The organism is Streptomyces sp. APSN-46.1 (assembly GCF_022815725.1).
GTDB lineage: Bacteria > Actinomycetota > Actinomycetes > Streptomycetales > Streptomycetaceae > Streptomyces.
In genome coordinates this window covers 76626-93954 of sequence record NZ_JALGRF010000015.1, presented here as the reverse complement: position 1 = coordinate 93954, position 17329 = coordinate 76626, and the positions used below count along the sequence as shown (strand labels likewise).

At 74.0% G+C, this 17329-nt stretch carries 13 protein-coding genes; 3 read left to right on the top strand and 10 right to left on the bottom strand.

The genetic code is table 11. From position 1 onward, the window contains the following. Nucleotides 1-5: 5 nt before the first annotated feature. From MTF65_RS27930 to MTF65_RS27915, 4 genes are all read right to left on the bottom strand, one after another. Nucleotides 6-1790, bottom strand: coding sequence for an ABC transporter ATP-binding protein (locus tag MTF65_RS27930; RefSeq protein ID WP_243631747.1), 1785 nt, complete (start codon nt 1788-1790; stop codon nt 6-8). A 134-nt stretch (nt 1791-1924) separates the two neighbouring features. Continuing rightward, nucleotides 1925-2671 (bottom strand): NUDIX domain-containing protein, encoded by a 747-nt coding sequence (locus tag MTF65_RS27925; protein ID WP_243631746.1) that lies wholly within the window; start codon nt 2669-2671, stop codon nt 1925-1927. A gap of 126 nt (nt 2672-2797) precedes the next feature. Beyond that, a complete protein-coding gene (locus MTF65_RS27920) occupies nt 2798-4765 on the bottom strand; it encodes a glycogen debranching N-terminal domain-containing protein (RefSeq protein ID WP_243631745.1) in 1968 nt (655 codons plus the stop codon). 200 nt (nt 4766-4965) lie between these two features. Then, nucleotides 4966-6279, bottom strand: a complete 1314-nt coding sequence (locus tag MTF65_RS27915; RefSeq protein ID WP_243631744.1) for a DUF4192 domain-containing protein — start codon at nt 6277-6279, stop codon at nt 4966-4968. 126 nt (nt 6280-6405) lie between these two features. Here MTF65_RS27915 and MTF65_RS27910 point away from each other — a divergent pair, with 126 nt between their 5' ends. Further along, nucleotides 6406-8565, top strand: a complete 2160-nt coding sequence (locus MTF65_RS27910) for a RecQ family ATP-dependent DNA helicase (RefSeq protein WP_243631743.1) — start codon at nt 6406-6408, stop codon at nt 8563-8565. A gap of 215 nt (nt 8566-8780) precedes the next feature. Then, nucleotides 8781-9413 carry a hypothetical protein gene (locus MTF65_RS27905; RefSeq protein WP_243631742.1) on the top strand — a complete coding sequence of 211 codons (633 nt, stop codon included), beginning with the start codon at nt 8781-8783 and terminating at the stop codon, nt 9411-9413. Between the two features lie 269 nt (nt 9414-9682). Here MTF65_RS27905 and MTF65_RS27900 read toward each other — a convergent pair whose 3' ends face one another. The 3 genes from MTF65_RS27900 to MTF65_RS27890 all read right to left on the bottom strand — a co-directional run bounded on the left by MTF65_RS27900 (nt 9683) and on the right by MTF65_RS27890 (nt 11816). Beyond that, complete coding sequence (locus MTF65_RS27900) at nt 9683-10351, bottom strand: hypothetical protein (protein ID WP_243631741.1); 669 nt, start codon at nt 10349-10351, stop codon at nt 9683-9685. A 59-nt stretch (nt 10352-10410) separates the two neighbouring features. Further along, complete coding sequence (locus tag MTF65_RS27895; RefSeq protein WP_243631740.1) at nt 10411-11121, bottom strand: ribonuclease HII; 711 nt, start codon at nt 11119-11121, stop codon at nt 10411-10413. A gap of 92 nt (nt 11122-11213) precedes the next feature. Then, on the bottom strand, nt 11214-11816 hold the full coding sequence (locus tag MTF65_RS27890) for a TetR/AcrR family transcriptional regulator (protein WP_243631739.1): 603 nt from the start codon (nt 11814-11816) through the stop codon (nt 11214-11216). A 206-nt stretch (nt 11817-12022) separates the two neighbouring features. On the opposite strand from MTF65_RS27890, the gene MTF65_RS27885 reads away from it, so the two are divergent. Next, the gene (locus MTF65_RS27885; RefSeq protein WP_243631738.1) at nt 12023-13510 is read left to right on the top strand and encodes an MFS transporter; all 1488 of its coding nucleotides are present in this window, start codon (nt 12023-12025) and stop codon (nt 13508-13510) included. Between the two features lie 119 nt (nt 13511-13629). Here MTF65_RS27885 and MTF65_RS27880 read toward each other — a convergent pair whose 3' ends face one another. The 3 genes from MTF65_RS27880 to MTF65_RS27870 all read right to left on the bottom strand — a co-directional run bounded on the left by MTF65_RS27880 (nt 13630) and on the right by MTF65_RS27870 (nt 17324). Next, nucleotides 13630-15558 (bottom strand): DUF4173 domain-containing protein, encoded by a 1929-nt coding sequence (locus MTF65_RS27880; RefSeq protein WP_308407233.1) that lies wholly within the window; start codon nt 15556-15558, stop codon nt 13630-13632. A gap of 177 nt (nt 15559-15735) precedes the next feature. Further along, complete coding sequence (locus MTF65_RS27875) at nt 15736-16653, bottom strand: ADP-ribosylglycohydrolase family protein (protein WP_243631737.1); 918 nt, start codon at nt 16651-16653, stop codon at nt 15736-15738. Nucleotides 16654-16664: 11 nt separating this feature from the next. After that, nucleotides 16665-17324 (bottom strand): histidine phosphatase family protein, encoded by a 660-nt coding sequence (locus tag MTF65_RS27870; RefSeq protein WP_243631736.1) that lies wholly within the window; start codon nt 17322-17324, stop codon nt 16665-16667. Nucleotides 17325-17329: the final 5 nt, after the last annotated feature.

The following is a 17329-nucleotide window of genomic DNA, read 5'->3' as shown; positions in this document are numbered from 1 at the left end:
ATCCGTTACCAACGGACCCGGCCGCGCAGTCCTGTGAACCCATAGGCGCACAACAGGACCATCAGCGACAACACCAGAGCCGTCCCCACGGGTTGGGCCATCACCCGCAGGGCCCCGTGGACCAGCCGGTCCGCCTCCGGGGGCCACTGTGCCCAGCTGAGGCCCCGCAGCCGGGTGGCGAGTCCGTCGGCCGGGTATGCGGACGGCCCGTCCACTACCTTGCGCACCAGCGGAACGACGATCACCGGTACGGCGAGCACCGCGGCCACGCCGGCCGCGGCGGACCGGAACACCCCGGAGGCCAGGACGCCGGCCCAGGCGCAGCCGATGAGCAGTCCCGCCCAACTCGCCGCCGGGGAGACCCACTCCGTCGGAGAACGCAGCGGGCCGCTGTCGAAGACCAGCCTCAGGACGGCGGCGTCCGCGGCCACCGCGAGCACGCCCAGGAGCAGCGCGAGGACCGCGGTGACACCGAGCTTGGCGGCGAGCAGTCCCATCCGGCGCGGAACGGTGCCGCGGTCGGCCGCGAGCGCGGGGTAGCGGTACTCCTCGCCGAAGGCCAGGGCGCCGAGTAGTCCGGCGCCGAGGGCCGCGGGCGGCAGGGGGAGCAGCTCGGGCCAGGCGGCGAGCAGCCGGTTCTGCGGGGTATGTCCGGCCCGGGCGAGTACCAGGGCCGTGATGGCGGAGGCGGCGACGACCAGGGCCGCGGTCAGGACAGGGGCGGCGGTACCGAAGACCCGGCACAGTTCGTAGCGCAGTGGTCGCAGCGGGCCGCCAATCCTGCGTACGGCGGAGACGGGCCGTTCGGACCGGGGCCTCCCCGGCCTGCCGGCGGAGGTCTCGCGAGCCGCCGCGTCGGGTACGCGGGCGGCGGCCCCCGTTTCGGTGCGGGCCCGCGGCACGGGTGGGAGCGGCGCCCCGGCATCACCGGTTTCGTCGGCGAGCTGGTGGACCAGCACGCCGTTGCGGAACGCCGCCTCGCCGACCTCGGCGCAGTTGGTGCCGTACACCGAAAGCCGGCTGCCGCTCTCCTCGACGATCTCCACCGCCCGCTGGGCGGCGCGGGCCTCGCGGCCCAGTACGTCCGCCAGGCGGGCGGCGTGCGGGGTGCGCACGGCGACGCGCGGGCGCAGCCGGGTACGGGCGAACTCCGCGGCGTCCTGGTCGGCGACGAGCCGGCCCGACTCGATGGAGACGACCCGGTCGGCGCTGCGGGCGGCCTCCTTCGCGTCGGCGGTGGTGAAGAGCACCGCACCGCCGAGGGAGGCGTGGCCGCGCAGCAGCCCGTGCAGCCAGCCTCCCTCGCGGGGGGACAGTCCGGCGGCGGGCTCGTCGAGGAGCAGTGTGCAGGGGTCGGCGAGCAGGGCGGCGGCGAGCCCGAACCGGCGCTCCATGCCGCGCGAGAGCGAACCGAGACGCTGGTCGCGCAAGCCCGCGATGCCGACGACCTCCAGCACGGCGTCGGCCCGGGAGGCCGGCACCCCGGCGGCGGCGCAGAGCATCCGCAGCTGGTTGCGGACCGTCCGCGACGGGTTGCCGGGAACATCGCCGAGCAGGACGCCGACCTCACGGCCGGGGTGCGGGATCCGGTGCAGCGGGCGACCGCGGAAGTAGGTGACGCCGCGGCCCGGTTCGAGTTCGAGCATGAGCCGCAGGGCGGTGGTCTTGCCCGAGCCCGGCTCGCCGAGCAGGGCTGTCACGCACCCGGGGCGGGCCTCGAACGTGAGGTCGTCCACGAGGGGCGGGAGGTCTCGACGGGGTGTGCTGGTGAGTCCGATGGCCTGGAGCATCGCTTCTCTCGCGGGGGGTGAGACCGCTCTGCGGCAGGGTGAGTACCGCAAACAAGATAACGCGATATGTCCGATTTTCTGCGGAGGCGCTCCGGCGCGGCGCCGGTGCTGTTCCCGCTGTCGCCGGAGCGGCGTCAGACTTCCGGACGCAGCATCGGCGGGTTGAGCAGGGTCGCCCCGCCCGCCCGGAACAGCTGGGCCGGACGCCCGCCCTGACGGGTCGTCGTCCCTCCGGCCGGCACCAGGAACCCGGGGGTCCCGGTGACCTTGCGGTGGAAGTTGCGCGGGTCGAGAGCCACGCCCCACACCGCCTCGTACACCCGGCGCAGCTCGCCGACGGTGAACTCGGGCGGGCAGAAGGCGGTGGCCAGGGAGGAGTACTCGATCTTCGAACGGGCCCGCTCCACGCCGTCGGCGAGGATCCGGGCGTGGTCGAACGCGAGCCCCTCGGATGCCTGGTCGCCGACCGGCAGGAGTTCGTCGACGGGGGCCCAGCGCGCGCTGTTGGCGTCGCCGCCGGCCCGCGGTGCGGGCAGGTCGGGGGCCAGCACCAGGTGCGCCACGCTGACCACCCGCATGCGGGGGTCCCGCCCCGGGTCCCCGTAGGTGGCGAGCTGTTCGAGATGCGCCCCGTTGCCCAGACCGGGGTCGGCCGGGTCGTGCGCGCACAGCCCGGTTTCCTCGGAGAGCTCACGGGCGGCGGCCGCCGCCAGGTCCTCGTCACCGCGGACAAAACCGCCGGGCAGCGCCCAGCGCCCCTGGAACGGCTGCTCACCCCGTCGGACGACCAGCGCGCAGAGCGCGTGGCGCCGCACGGTGAGCACGACCAGGTCGACGGTGACGGCGAAGGGCGGAAAGGCCGACGGGTCGTAGGGCGACATGCCGCGATCATAGTCGTCTGCCTGACGATAAACAGTGCTTTGGTGATCCCGAAGGCGAGGATCCGGAATCCGGCGGATGTCGTACGGGCGCGGCCGAGGAGCCGGGCCCGCAGCGAAGGGCGGTCACTAGACCCCCAGTTGGAGCGCATCGGCCGCCTCCTCCACCATGCCGAGGCCGAGCCGGCTGATCCGGACGGCGAAAGGTTCGCCGGATACCCGCAGGCCCGCCAGTCGCAGGGCCCCCAGGGGAGCCCCGGGGAGCGGGGCCAGCGCGACGGTCCCCGCCGGGGCGTCCGGGCGGACTCCGGCGAGAGCGGTGAGCACGTGGATCCCGGCGGCCGCAGCCGCGGCGGCGGGGCGGCAGGCGGCGGGGTGCGGCAGCGGGGCGCTACCGATGGTGCGCTGCTCGGCGGCGTACATCTCCGGGAGCCGGTAGCCGAAGGTCTCGGCCGCGTCCAGCAGGCCCCGGAGCAGGCCGGCGGCCTCCTTCTCGAAGCCCGCCTGCGCCAGGCCGGCCACGGCCACGGCGCTCTCGTACGCCCGTACCGCGCCGGAGCGGTGGCCGAAGGGGTTGTATCCGGGCTCGCGGGACGCCATGCTCCGCAGCCCCCACCCCGAGTCCATGGCCGGGGCGCCGAGCAGCCGGGCGAGTTGTTCGGCGCGGACCCGGTCCAGCAGGCCCGGGGCGAGCCGGCCGCCGCCCAGGAGCCCGGTGTCCAGCAGGTGCGCGGCGGCGCCGGTCAGCCGGGGCAGGGGCCGGCCGTCGGGATGCAGGGCCGCCGGGGGCCGGCCGCCGTCCGGGCCGTGGACCCAGAACCGCTCCCGGAATCTCCCACGCAGCGCGGCCGCCCACTCCTGCCACTCCTCGGCCCCGGGGCGCCCGCACCCGGCGAGCAGGTCCCCGCCGAGCAGCGCGGCGCGGTGGGCGTGGGCCTGGGTCTCGCAGCGCCGGGGCCCCGGGTCGGGGTCGGCCAGGAAGCCGTCCTCCCCGAGGGCACCGCGCAGCCAGTCCAGACACCGCTCGGCGGCCGGGAGCAGCCGGTCCACCTCACCCTCGGGCATCCCCCAGCGTCTGGCCTCCGCGAGCACGGCCGGGAAGGCGAGGGTCGCCTCCGTGCCGGTGCAGCCCGGCGGCAGCTGCGGGCCCGCCCCGCGCAGCGGCCCAGGGATCTTCCCGGCCTCCGGGCCGGGCCCGGAGCGCTGGGTCCGGGCCAGGGTGCGCAGGGTGGCGGCGGCGAGCCCGGTGCCGAGCGGCAGCGCCATTCTGGCGGCCCACAGCGACTCCGCCGGGGCCAGGCCGAGCCGCCAGGGCACCCCCGCGGCCGCGAAGGCGTCGCCCGGCTCCTCGGGATCCCGCAGCAGGAGCGCGCCCAGGTCTTCGACGCTGGTCCGGAACCAGACTTCGGCCCTGGGGTCGTCGCCCTCGGCCCGGGCATCGGCCAGCGGGTTGGCGACCAGCCCCGCCGGGGCCCGCGCGATGCGGTCCCGCGTGGTCCGCAGCTCGATGGTGCGGGACTCGCCGGGGCCCAGTTCCAGCTGCCAGCGCAGCAGTCCGGCCGAGGCCAGCGCGTCGTCCGGGGCGGGCTCTGCCACGGTGACGGCGTGCGCCTCCCCGGTACTCCAGCGCAGTCCGGCGCCGTGCACCCCGGCGGGCAGCTCCGGCCCGGCCCGCCCTGCGGCCACCGCCGCCAGTTCGGCGAGGTCCGTGCCGAGAGAGACCTCGACGGGGAGACGTACCGCCCGGGCCGCGAAACTGCGCAGGGTGATGCGCTCGGTGCCGTCCGCGTGCCGGACCCGCTCCACCCCGATATCGGGGTCGGGCCCCGCCTCGGCACCGGTACGGACGGTGGCGGTGAAGGCGGCCCGGTCGGCGCCGAGGCTGCGCCCCTGGACGGCGACGGGTTCGCGGCCGCCGACGCGCAGCACGCAGCGCGAGAGCAGCCTGCGCCCGGCGCGGTAGATCCCGTCGATCCCCCGCCCGGTCAGCTGGCCGTGTTCCGGCGAGATGACCAGGCTGGGCGCGGCGACGCAGATGACGGCGCCGTGCACGGGCGGCAACTCGGGCCTGCAGGCGGAAGGTGCGGGATGGGGCATAGGTCGCCTTGTCTGCACTCCGGTCGGTTTCGCGGGGCGGCGGCGCGGCCGGTCCCCTACCACCCTCCAGCTGAACGCCCCCACCCCCGCCCGGGTCACGGGCCCCGGCGGTGGCTGGGCCCATCGGGGGTGATGCCGGTGCCTCAGGGCCGCGCTCACGGCGTTCCGGAGCCTGCGCGCGCGGTGCCCCTGGCCACGGTTCACTGCTCGCTCCCCGAGGTGCGGCGGTTCTCGCGACGAGCCGGACGAGCCGGCCCGGCCGGCCCGGCCGTGCGGACCCGGCGGCCGGGCGGGCGGGTGGTGGCGGCCCGGCGCTTGCGGCGGGGCTCCCGGCGCCGCCTCTCCTCGCGCAGGCACTCCCGCAGCCCTTCGGGGTCGATGCCCTCGTTGCAGGCGTGGTGGAGCAGCTGGGCGAAGCGGTAGTCGGCGTCCGCCCGCAGGGCGAGTGCGAGGGCGATGCGCGCGGTCGGTTCGTCCCCGGTGGACCAGGAAACCCAGCCGGCGAGGGTGAGCGGGGCCGCCGCGTGCTCCCCGTAGGCGCCGACACACCGCCGGGCGAGGGCCCGCCACAGGCGCAGCGCCGGGGCGGCCTCCTCGTTCTCCATCCACTCGGCGGCGATGTCGCGGATCTCGCGGTCCTGGAGGCCGAGGATCAGGGCGGCGGCCTCGTCGTGGCCGAGCAGCGCGTCGTCCCACTCGTCGGCTCCGGGCCCGCCCTCCGGGGGCGGGGCGAGGGTCATGCGCCGCATCAGGGTCTTGGCGAGGGTGATGGTCTCGGCGCCGGCCTCCTCCCGCGTGGCCCCGTCGAGGATCTTCGGGACCAGGGCAGCGGCCGCCCGGTCCAGGGCGGGCTCCTGTTCCTCGGCCACCGCTCCGCGCAGCGGTGTCAGCCTGCCCTCGATCTCGCTGAGGGAGCCCCTGACCTGGAGTCCGGCGAAGGTGGCCGCCGCGGCCATCACCGAGGTTCCGGGTGCCGCGAGCGGATGGCCCTCGGCCGGGCAGCAGCGCTCGTCGGGGCAGGTGTACGACCAGTAGCGCCCGTCGGAGACGCACAGGGCCTCCAGCACGGGCACGTCCAGCGCGCCGCAGGCCAGCCGGAGCCGCTGGGCGAGCGGCCGTAGCCGGGTCATCACCCGCTGCCCGCTCTCACCGCCGTGCGGGTCCTGACAGAGGAAGACGACGATGCCGTCGGGCTTGCCGCCGCGCCGTTCGCTGCCCCGGACCAGGGTGTCGGCGACCTGTCGGGCGGTGTCCTCCCATTCGGCGGGCGCCGTGGGGATGCCGACGCGGAGCCGGCCGCCGAAGCGCCCGCCCTCACCGTGCACGGCGACCATGACGAGGGAGTCGGTCGGATGGAAGCCGAGCATGTACGGAAGTGCGTCGGCGAGTTCGGCCGGGCTGCGCAGGGTGATCTGCGGTCCGGCGGTGGATCCGGAGGGGCTGTCGGAGGCCCGGCGGGACGGGGTGCGTGATTCGTGGTTGGACGGGGTGCGTGATTCGTGGTTGTTCGTCATGCCACGACGGTCCCGTGTGTGATCCGTTACGGAAACCCCTGTGGATAACTCATTTCAATTTTCAACATCCACAGGTCTGAGAGCGGCATTGGCGCGATGTCGGAGGCATCGGGTTGCATGGGGGGCATGAACGCAGACCTGAGGTCCTCAGCCGATTCCGTACTCGCCCGCCTCGTGGGCGACCCGACGGGCACCGCACGGCTGCGCGAGGACCAGTGGCGGGCGATCGAGGCCCTCGTCGCGGACAAGCGCCGGGCGCTGGTGGTGCAGCGCACGGGCTGGGGCAAGTCCGCGGTGTACTTCGTCGCCACCTCGCTGCTGCGCGCGAACGGCGCCGGCCCGACGGTGATCGTCTCTCCGCTGCTCGCGCTGATGCGCAATCAGGTCGAGGCGGCGGCCCGTGCCGGGATCCACGCCCGCACCATCAACTCCGCCAACCCCGAGGAGTGGGAGGGAATTCAGGCCGAGGTCGCCGCCGGCGAGGTCGACGTCCTGCTCGTGAGCCCGGAGCGGCTGAACAATCCCGACTTCCGCGACCAGGTGCTGCCCAAGCTCGCCGCCGCCACCGGCCTCCTCGTCGTGGACGAGGCCCACTGCATCTCCGACTGGGGGCACGACTTCCGTCCCGACTACCGCCGGCTGCGCACGATGCTGGCCGATCTCCCGCCGGGTGTCCCGGTGTTGGCGACCACCGCCACGGCCAACGCCCGGGTGACCGCCGATGTCGCCGAGCAGCTCGGCACGGGGGCCGGAACGGACGCGCTGGTGCTGCGCGGCCCGCTGGACCGCGAGAGCCTGAGCCTGGCGGTGCTGACGCTGCCCGACGCGGCGCACCGGCTCGCCTGGCTCGCCGACCACCTCGGCGCACTCCCCGGATCCGGAATCATCTACACGCTGACCGTGGCGGCGGCCGAGGAGGTCACCGCGTACCTGCGCCACCGCGGGCACACGGTCTCCTCGTACACCGGTAAGACGGAGAACGCCGACCGCGAGCAGGCCGAGAACGACCTCCAGGCCAACCGGGTGAAGGCGCTGGTGGCCACCTCCGCCCTGGGCATGGGCTTCGACAAGCCCGACCTCGGCTTCGTGGTGCACCTGGGCTCCCCCTCCTCCCCCATCGCCTACTACCAGCAGGTCGGCCGTGCCGGCCGCGGTGTGGAGCACGCGGAGGTGTTGTTGCTGCCGGGCCGTGAGGACGAGGCGATCTGGCAGTACTTCGCCTCGGTGGCCTTCCCGCCGGAGCAGCAGGTGCGGCGGACCCTCGACGTCCTGGCCCAGGCGGGTCGGCCGATGTCGCTGCCCGCCCTGGAACCGCTGGTCGACCTGCGGCGCACCCGGCTGGAGACCATGCTCAAGGTCCTCGACGTGGACGGCGCCGTGCACCGGGTCAAGGGCGGCTGGACCTCGACGGGCGAGCCCTGGGTGTACGACGCCGAGCGCTACACCTGGGTGGCCCGGCAGCGGGCCGCCGAACAGCAGGCGATGCGCGACTACGCGGCGGCGACCGGCTGCCGGATGGAGTTCCTGCGCCGCCAGCTCGACGACGAGGAGGCAGCGCCCTGCGGCCGCTGCGACAACTGCGCCGGAGCCCGGTTCACGGCGGAGGTCTCCACCACCGCGCTGGACACCGCACGCGGCGAACTCGGCCGCCCCGGCGTGGAGCTGGAGCCGCGCAAGATGTGGCCGACCGGGCTCGCCGCCGTCGGCGTGGAACTCAAGGGCCGGATCCCCGCCGGCGAACAGTCCTCGACCGGCCGGGCACTGGGGCGGCTCTCCGACATCGGCTGGGGCAACCGGCTGCGCCCGATGCTCGCCCCGCAGGCGCCCGACCAACCCCTTCCGGACGATGTCGCGCAGGCCGTGGTCGCGGTCCTCGCCGACTGGGCCCGCGGCCCGGGCGGCTGGGCCTCGGGAGCCCCGGACGCGCCCGCCCGGCCGGTCGGTGTGGTGGCCCTGCCCTCGCGCAGCCGCCCCCAGCTGGTCGGATCGCTGGCCTCGCGGATCGCGGAGGTCGGGCGGATGCCGTTGCTCGGAACGCTCGCCTACACCGACCAGGCCCCGGAGTTCGGCCTGCCCTCCTCGAACAGCGCCCAGCGGGTGAAAGGGCTTCACCAGGCCCTGACCGTGCCCCCGGCCCTCGCGGCCGCCCTCTCGGAGGCCGCGGGTCCGGTGCTCCTCGTGGACGACTGCGCGGAGAGCGGATGGACCCTCGCCGTGGCCGCCCGACTGCTCCGGCGGGCAGGCGCGAAGGAGGTGTTCCCGCTGGTACTAGCGCTCCAGCCGTAGCCGCATGCGTCATCCCCGGCGTGGCGGGGCAAGGATATGAGAGGCATACCGGCGAATTCCGGTCGGCTGCGCCAATTGCTCGTTGCCGCATCCTGGCGGGCCACGCGAGAATTGGAGCGCTCCCGTTCGGCTCGGCGGCACTCTTCAGGGCCGCGCCGCGGCGCGCCCTCAGCCCAGCCCTGCCCGTCCGCGGGCGTGTAACCGAAGGGAGGACCGTGACCTTCGGATTCGCCCCGCCCTCGACCACGTCTCTGACGACGGCCACCGGCGGCGCCAGCCGCCACGGCCGACTGCTGGAACCCGCCGAGTGGACCGCGGCGGGAGTGCCTCTGCTGAGCAATCCGCGCGAGGTCGTCAGCGGTCTGCACTCCAGACACAGCCCCGTACCGTCCACCGCGGTGATCGCCGTCCTCGGCCCGGAGGAACAGCTCGTGGCGAGCGCCTCCTTCGTGCCGCGCTCCGCCTCGGCCGACGGCTGGGAGTACCGCAACGCACTGCTGTCCGCGCTGCGGCGGGTGCTCCCGCACGACCTGCGGCGCAGGACCCCGGTGCGGACGGCGGTGTTGCTGTACTGCCGCGAGGGCGACGAGCGGTGGACCGAGGAGGACGGGGCCTGGATGTGGGGGCTGCGCGACGCCTGCACCCTGCACGGGCTGCGCTGCGGCGCGTACATCACGCTGACGCGCGGCGGGTGGCAGGTACTCGGCGAAGGCCGGGGCGGCCGGCGGCCCAGCTCTGACTCACGGCCCGAGCTCCTCGCAGGCACCGCGCCCGAGTTCGCCCCGCTGACCCTGCGCACCGGCGGCGGCAGCGCGACCGAGGCCCTGCGCCGTACCGCCGCCCGCTGAACGCCACTCCGCGCGTCACACCCTCGTACGGCCACGCGCTGGAAACGCGCGCGGGAACGCGCCGCCCGCCGGACCGCCCCGCCCAAGGGGCCCGGGCACGCGTACGTACGCGGATGGGCGCACGGACACGTCGGCGTACGGACACGGCACCGCGGGCAGGCCGAGCAGCCGCACACCCGGCAACGGGCGTACGGCGGGTCAGGCCTCGGGCTTCAGCGGGGCCGGCTCCCGGCCCGCCCCGCCCCTCGCCCGCTCCGGGACACGGGGCGTCAGACGCCCGCGCCCAGCATGGAGTTGATCTGCTGGGCGTCACCGCACACGATCAGCAGCGCACCGGCCCGCGCGAGCGCGACCGGCAGCGTGCCGGCGGCCGCCTCGATCGACCCGCCGTTGGCCGCGAACACCACGACCGGACGGCCCGCGGCGCGCTGGATCTGCGCCGCGTCCGCGTAGAAGACGTCGTCCCGGGCGTCGTGCTGAGCCCAGTACGACTCCTCACCGAAGGACAGCTCGTGCGCGGCCCACGGGTGCGGGTCACCGGTGGTGAGAACCAGGATGTCGCCGGGCGCGCGCCCGGTGTCGAGCAGCAGGTCCACGGCCTCCTCGGCCGCGTCCAGCGCACCCTCGGCGGAGGCCGGGATCAGCTGGACCTGCGGCACCGACGCCGAGACGGACGGTCCGGTGGGGGCAGCCTGAGCTGCGGGAACGGGTCCGGGGCCGGCCTGCGCCGCGCGCTGCGCGGGCGGGGCGGGCCTGGGGGCAGCGCCCGCGCGGCTTGCCGCCGCGGGGGAGGGACCGGGGCGCCCGGGCCGGGGTACGGCGGCGGGACGCGGACCAGGTACGGGGCGGGGGGTCTGCGCGGTGCGGCTCGCGGCCGGCGTGACGCGGGGACCCTGGGCACTCTCGTGAATCTGAGGCTCCTCGGGGGTGAGAGGCATGAGTTGATGTCTATCAAACACCGGTACGAAACGTACCGGCGGGGGGCACGTGGGTGCGATCAGAAATCGAAGCCGAGTTGGCCTCCGTTTTCCAGCTCCAGCGATTCCTCGCTGCGCCGCACCTTCTTCAGGTGTCGCCACTGGGGCAGCGCGTCGAGGTACGACCACGAGAGCCGGTGGTACGCGGTGGGCCCCAGCCGCTCCAGCGCGGCCCGGTGCACGGGCGAGGGGTATCCGGCGTTGGCGGCGAAGGCGAAATCGGCTATTCCGCCGCCCTGTTCACCGATCTCGGCCATCATCCGGTCACGCCGGACCTTGGCGATCACCGAGGCCGCGGCGACGGAGACGCAGGACTGGTCGCCCTTGATCACCATGCGGACCTGCCAGGGCGCGCCGAGGTAGTCGTGCTTGCCGTCGAGGATCACCGCGTCGGGCCGTACGGGCAGCGCCTCCAGGGCGCGCACCGCGGCCAGCCGCAGGGCGGCCGTCATACCCAGCTCGTCGATCTCCTCCGGGGAGGCATGCCCCAAGGCGTGCGCGGTGACCCAGGTCTCGAGGATCACGAGGAGCGCGTCACGCCGCTTGGGGGTGAGCAGTTTGGAGTCGGTGAGCCCTTCGGGCGGGCGGCGCAGACCGGTGATCGCCGCACACGCGGTGACGGGACCGGCCCAGGCCCCTCGTCCGACTTCGTCGACCCCGGCGATGATCTTGGCGCCGGTGGTTGCACGGAGGGAGCGCTCGACGGTGTGGGTGGGTGCTTCGTACGGCATGGCGCCAGCAAGGTTACGCCGCCCCGCGCCGCCTGCACACCCCGGCCCGGGCAAGCCCGCAAGCGGACGGTCACCCCGGGGCCGGGCCGGGCTCAGGGTCTCAGCAGCGGCATCATCACCTGATCGATCAATTCCGCGATCTCCGCGTCCCGCCATTCACTCCCGCACACCTTGGCGCGATACATGAGCATGGCCGGAATGACATCGGAAACAAGGGGACTGTCCGCATCCGACCGGACATCACCTCGCCTGATTCCACGCTCGATGAGCTCTTCGATCAATCGGCGCGCGGGCTCGTGCAGACCGTCCCAGATGACCTCGCGGAACCGGTCCGCGTCAGCGTGGTCGCATTCGTGAAGAACGGCGCGCAGGGCCTGGCCGGCGCGAGTGTCCATGGCGGCCCGCATCCGGGCACACAGTTCGTAGAGCTCCTCGCGGATCGATCCGGAATCCGGGATCTCGCCTATCGGAGGCAATCGGGTGCGCAGCACCTCCGCCACCAGGTCCGCCTTCGAGGGCCAACGCCGGTAGAGCGCCGCCTTGCCGGTGTGCGCGCCGGCCGCAACGCCCTCCATGGTGAGCGCGTTCCAGCCGACCGTACCCAACTGCTCCAAAGCGGCGTCGAGAATCGCCCGTTCGAGTTCCGGACCCCGCCTGCGCCCCGATGACGCCACTGACCAGGGCGAAGCGACCATCACCCACACCTCCGAACCGCGCGTGCGTCCCGCGCACGCGTTTTCAGCCTTAGTGAACGCTTGCGTTCACTAAGTGCGGCTCCTACTTTGGACCTGCAGTGAACGGATGCGTTCACTATTTCACTTTGGGGGGATCCTCAGTGACAAGCTCGCAACTCGCCACATCCCCGATACCGGGTGTGGCCAGGCGGGAGGGGCGCACCGGCATGGCGCTAGCCGTCATCGCCGCATGCCAGCTCATGGTCGTCCTCGACGCGACGATCGTGAACATCGCACTCCCGCACATCCAGAACGCCCTCGCCTTCTCCACCACCGACCTGTCCTGGGTGCTGAGCGCGTACACCCTGACCTTCGGCGGCCTGCTGCTGCTCGGCGGCCGGGCCGGCGACATCCTGGGCCGGCGCCGCGTCTTCATGGCCGGAATCCTGCTCTTCACCCTGGCTTCGCTGCTCGGCGGCTTCGCCCAGGAGCCCTGGCAACTGCTCGCCGCCCGTGCCCTCCAGGGCGTCGGCGGCGCCATCGCCTCGCCGACCTCGCTGGCCCTGATCACCACGTCCTTCGCCGAGGGACCCGAACGGAACCGGGCCTTCGGGGTGTTCGCCGCCGTCTCCGCGGGCGGTGGCGCGATCGGCCTGCTGGCCGGCGGGATGCTGACGGAGTGGCTCGACTGGCGTTGGGTCCTCTTCGTCAACGTGCCGATCGGCGTGCTGATCGCGGTGCTCACACCCCTCTACATCAGTGAGTCCGAACGCCACCCGGGCCGCTTCGACATCACCGGAGCACTCACTTCCACCGGCGGTATGGCCAGCCTCGTCTACGGGTTCATCCGCGCCTCCGAGGACGGCTGGCGGGACCCGCTCGCCATCGGCTCCTTCGCCGCGGCCGTCATCCTGCTCGGCCTCTTCGTCGCCGTCGAGTCCAGGGCCCGCGAACCGATCATCCCGCTGCGGATGTTCGCCGACCGCAACCGCGCCGGCACCTACCTGATCATGCTGGGCCTCGCCGCCGCGATGTTCGGCATGTTCTTCTTCATCGTCCAGTTCGTTCAGAACGTGCTGGGCTTCTCGCCGATCCAGTCCGGACTCGGCTTCCTCCCCGTGACCGTCGCCATCGTCACCGCCGCCGGCCTCTCGCAGCGCTTCCTGCCGCGCTTCGGGCCCAAGCCGTTCATGGTCGCCGGATCCGCCCTCACCGGCGCCGGGCTGACCTGGCTGGCCTTCATCCGCACCGACAGCTCGTACCTGTCCGGGGTGCTCGGCCCGATGCTGGTGTTCGGCTTCGGCATGGGCCTGAACTTCGTGACCCTCACCCTGACCGCCGTCTCGGGGGTGGCGCCGAAGGAGGCGGGCGCGGCCTCGGGACTGCTCAACGCCAGCCAGCAGGTCGGCGGTTCACTCGGCCTGTCCATCCTGGTCACCGTCTTCGGCACGGCCGCCCGCGACGAGACCGAGAAGCAGGCCCCCGGGTTCATGGCCCGGGCCGACACCGGCCAGCTGGCCGCCTTCAAGGAGACCGGGCGGCTGCCCGACCCCTGGGGCGACTACGTGCTCACCCAAGGCATCTCCAGCGCGTTCATCGCCGCCGTGGCCATGGCGGGCCTCGCCCTGGCCACCGCGCTCCTGGTGATCCGGGTGCGCAAGAGCGACCTGGACGCCCTCAACGGCGACGCCGCGAAGGCCGGTCCGGCGGCCTGAGCGCCACACGCCGTACGTCGTACGAGGGCCCGGGCGCGGGGAAACGATCCCGCGCGCCCGGGCCCTCGTACCGGATCAGCGTCGCCCCGACAGGGCCCGGCCCCGGTAGGGCCCGCCCACTACTCGGCGCGGCCGCTGAACGCGCCGAGGCGCGAGCACTCCTCGTACGAGGCCTTCACCGGGCGCTCGTGCAGGATCTTCCGAGCCCGGTACTCACCCAGGCTCATGGCGTACCAGGGCACCTCTCCGGCCTCCGCCAGGCCGTCGTTGATCCCGCGCAGGGAACAGGACCGCTGGGGCTCGGGCAGCCGGTCCAGGGCGGGCACCGCGTCCGCCGACAGGGACTGGAAGTAGGCCAGGTCGAGCTTGTGCGTGTCCTGGAAGCGGGTCACGTTCCGCTCGGCGACCACCCCGTCCGGGGACAGCAGCCCGAAGGCCAGTACGGCGGCTGCCGCGCTCCCCGCGAGCGCGCGCGGCAGCCAGCGTGCGCCGAACACCCCGGCCGCCATGATCAGTACGAGGACCAGCCCGAGCCACAGCTCCATGGCGGCCACCGACACCCGGAGCCGGGTCAGCCCGTACGCGTCCACGTAGAGGTCCATCCGGCGCAGCGCGGAGGCGACCACGACGAGGGTGAGCGCGCACAGGGTGCCGAGGACGGCGCGGACGAAACGGCGGTCGCCGGCTCCGGCGCGCGGTGCCCAGCGCAGGGCGAGCGCGATCACGGCGAGGGTGAGGAGGGTGGCCCAGAGCAGCTGCCAGAAGCCCTGGCGGGCGTACTCCGCGTAGGTGAGGTCGGTGCTCTTCAGGACTCTCTCGTACCCACCGAACAGGACGGCCAGCTGGACGGCGTTGAAGGCGGCGAAGAGCAGGTTCAGGACGATGAGCGGAAGCGCCCATTCGACGCGGGACCGGGGCTTGCCGGGGGTCACCTGGATCCGGTCCCAGCGCAGCGGGGCCGCGGCGGTGCGGGCGGCGGCGAGTGCGAGGACGGCGCCGAGGATGAAGAGCAGGGTCCGGACGGGCCCGTCGCCGACGGAGACCTCGGGCGTCAGATCGCCGAGCAGGTCGGCGAACGCGGCGTCGGCCGAGGCGAACAGGGTGCCGAAGACCACCAGCAGGCCGAAGGCCACCGCGGCCGCCTTGACGAGGGGCAGCCAGCGGTCCCGGCTCAGCCCACCGCTGCGGGAGCGCAGACCGGTCCAGGCCCAGCCGACGCCGTTCACGGCGGCGTCGACGAAGCCGAACGGGCTGAACAGCACGCCGGGCCAGGTACGGCTGCCGTGCAGGGCCAGCGAGGCGAGGGATACGGCGGAGAGGATCGCCAGCGTGGACGGCCAGGCGGAGTCGCGCAGCGCCGGTATGGCGAGGAGCGCCACGCAGCCGACGGCCCAGACCGACGTCCAGGGGCGGGCGGTACGGCCGGCCGCGCGGGCGGCGAAGTAGGCGGCGGCGATGGCCGGCAGTACGGCGAGCAGCAGACCGGGGCCCATGCCGTCGCCCAGCAGCAGGGCTGCGGCGAGGCCGGCGCCGAGGGCGGCGACGAGAGTGGCGGTCCGGATGGGGGCCGCCTCGGCGGGCCGGATCCGAACCGCCCACGCCGCCGGCGCGGAGGCGCGGGCGCGCTGCTCGTGGATCATCGCCTGCCGGGCGCGCCACGCGGCGGCGTCCTGACCGTAGGCGGGACCGCCGGCGGCACCTCCTACGGCGCGCGCTCCGAGCCCAGCCGGCGCACCGGCGGCAGCCGGTGTCTGAAGAGCGGCCGGTGCACCGGCGGCGGCCGGCGTCTGAGGGGCGGCGGGCGCGCTGGTGGAGGCCGGACTGGTGGCGGCCGGTACCCCGGTGGCGGCGGACACACCGGTGGCTGCCGGCGCACCGGGTTCGGGCGGCGGAGTCCCGGCAACGGGAGCGGCGGCATCGGCCTTGGCCGGAGCCGGGGCAGCCCGGCCCTCGGTCGCGGGCGCTCCCTCAGCCGGCACCGGGTTCCTCGGTTCGGCGGCAGCCTCCTCGGCCGCGCCGGTATCCGCCCCGTCGGCGTTCTCCGTCATCGGGTTCCCCTCCCCTGTCGGTCGCCCCGCTGGTTCCCGTGGAGGCGGCGAAGCGGACAGAGTAGGCCCGTGACGTGCGGCGTTGACCAGTCGTGTGGGCCCCTGTGGCAGGACCGTGACAATCGGAACCGAACATGTCGCCCCGGTGCCCTCACCACCGGCCGAGGCCACGGCCCGCTAGCGCGCAGGGGCCTCCGGCAACCAGGCCGGCAGCGCCTCGGTCCGTGCCAGCCAGGCCTCCGGCAGCACCGCGTCGCCGCGCGCCCCCAGCACCCCGCCCACGATCGCGCAGGTCGTATCGACGTCCCCGCCCACCTGCGCGGTCGTCCAGAACGCCCGCTCGTAATCGTCCAGGGACCGCGCAGCCGACCACAGGGCGAACGGCACGGTGTCGTGGGCGCTGGTGCGCCGCCCGCATCCCAGCACCGCCGCGACGGTCGTCGCGTCGCCGTAGTCCAGCATGTCCCGCGCCCGCCGCAGCCCGGCTCCCACCGCGCTGCGCGGCACCAGCGCCACCACCCCGTCCAGCAGGTCGGCGGCCTTCGGCGGACCCGCCGGATCCGCCGCCAGCGCGGCCGCCGCGGCGACGGCCATCGCCCCGCACACCGCTTCGCGGTGCTGGTGGGTCGTGTAGGCGGAGATCTCCGCCTGATGTGTGGCCTGCTCGGGGTCGTCGGCGTACCAGGCGCCGAGCGGCGCGATCCGCATGGCCGCGCCATTGCCCCACGAGCCCTGCCCGTTGAACAGTTCGGCGGCCAGCGTGCGCCAGTCCTCGCCCTCCCGGACCAGGCGCAGCATGCGGTTCACGGCGGGACCGTAGCCGCGGTCGAAGTCGTGGTGGTGGGCGAAGGAGAGCGCGAGGGCGTCCTGGTCGATGCGCCCGTGCTCGGCGAGGACGGCCACGACCGAGCAGGCCATCTCGGTGTCGTCGGTCCACTGCCACGGGGCGGTTCCGGCGGGCAGCTCGCGTCGCTTGAGCAGGGGATAGTTCACGGGGACGAAGTACTGGGAGCCCAGGGCGTCACCCAGGGCCAGCCCGCGGAGGCTGGACATGGCGCGTGCGTAGCGCCCTTCGGGAGAGGAGTCAGCGGTCATCCCGCGTCACTTTAGCCGTCCAGGTCATAAGGCTCGGGTGTGGTCCACCGCTCAAACGGGCGGTCCAACCTATACCGGCCGTCCGGACCCAGCTGAAGTACCCGGTATTCACCGTTCCCCGGGTTGGACAGGGCTTCGAACTCGGCCACGGTCCAGTGGAACCAGCGCATGCAGAACAGCCGCATCGTCAGGCCGTGGGTCACCAGCAGCACGTTCTCCGGATGGTCCGGAGCCTCGAAGCTGCGGAACAGGCTCTCCAGGAAGGCACCGACCCGGTCGTAGACGTCCGCCCCCGACTCGCCCTGCGCGAACCGGTAGAAGAAGTGGCCGTAGGCGTCCCGGTACGCCTTCTGCAGGCGTACGTCGTCGCGGTCCTGCCAGTTTCCCCAGTCCTGCTCGCGCAGCCTGGGCTCCTCGCGCATCCGGACGCGCGCCGGGTCCAATCGCAGCTCCCGGAAGGTCTGCAGGGTCCGGCGGTACGGGGAGACGTACGCGCTGATGTACCCGTCGCCGAACAGCTCGCGCAGCCGTACGCCGGTCGCGCGGGCCTGCTCCCGCCCGATCGGCGTCAGCCGCAGGGCGTGGTCGGGTTCCCGCTCGTACACCGTGTCATCGACGTTGCCCTCCGATTCCCCGTGCCGGACAAGGACGATGCGCGGTGGTCGTACCATTCCAC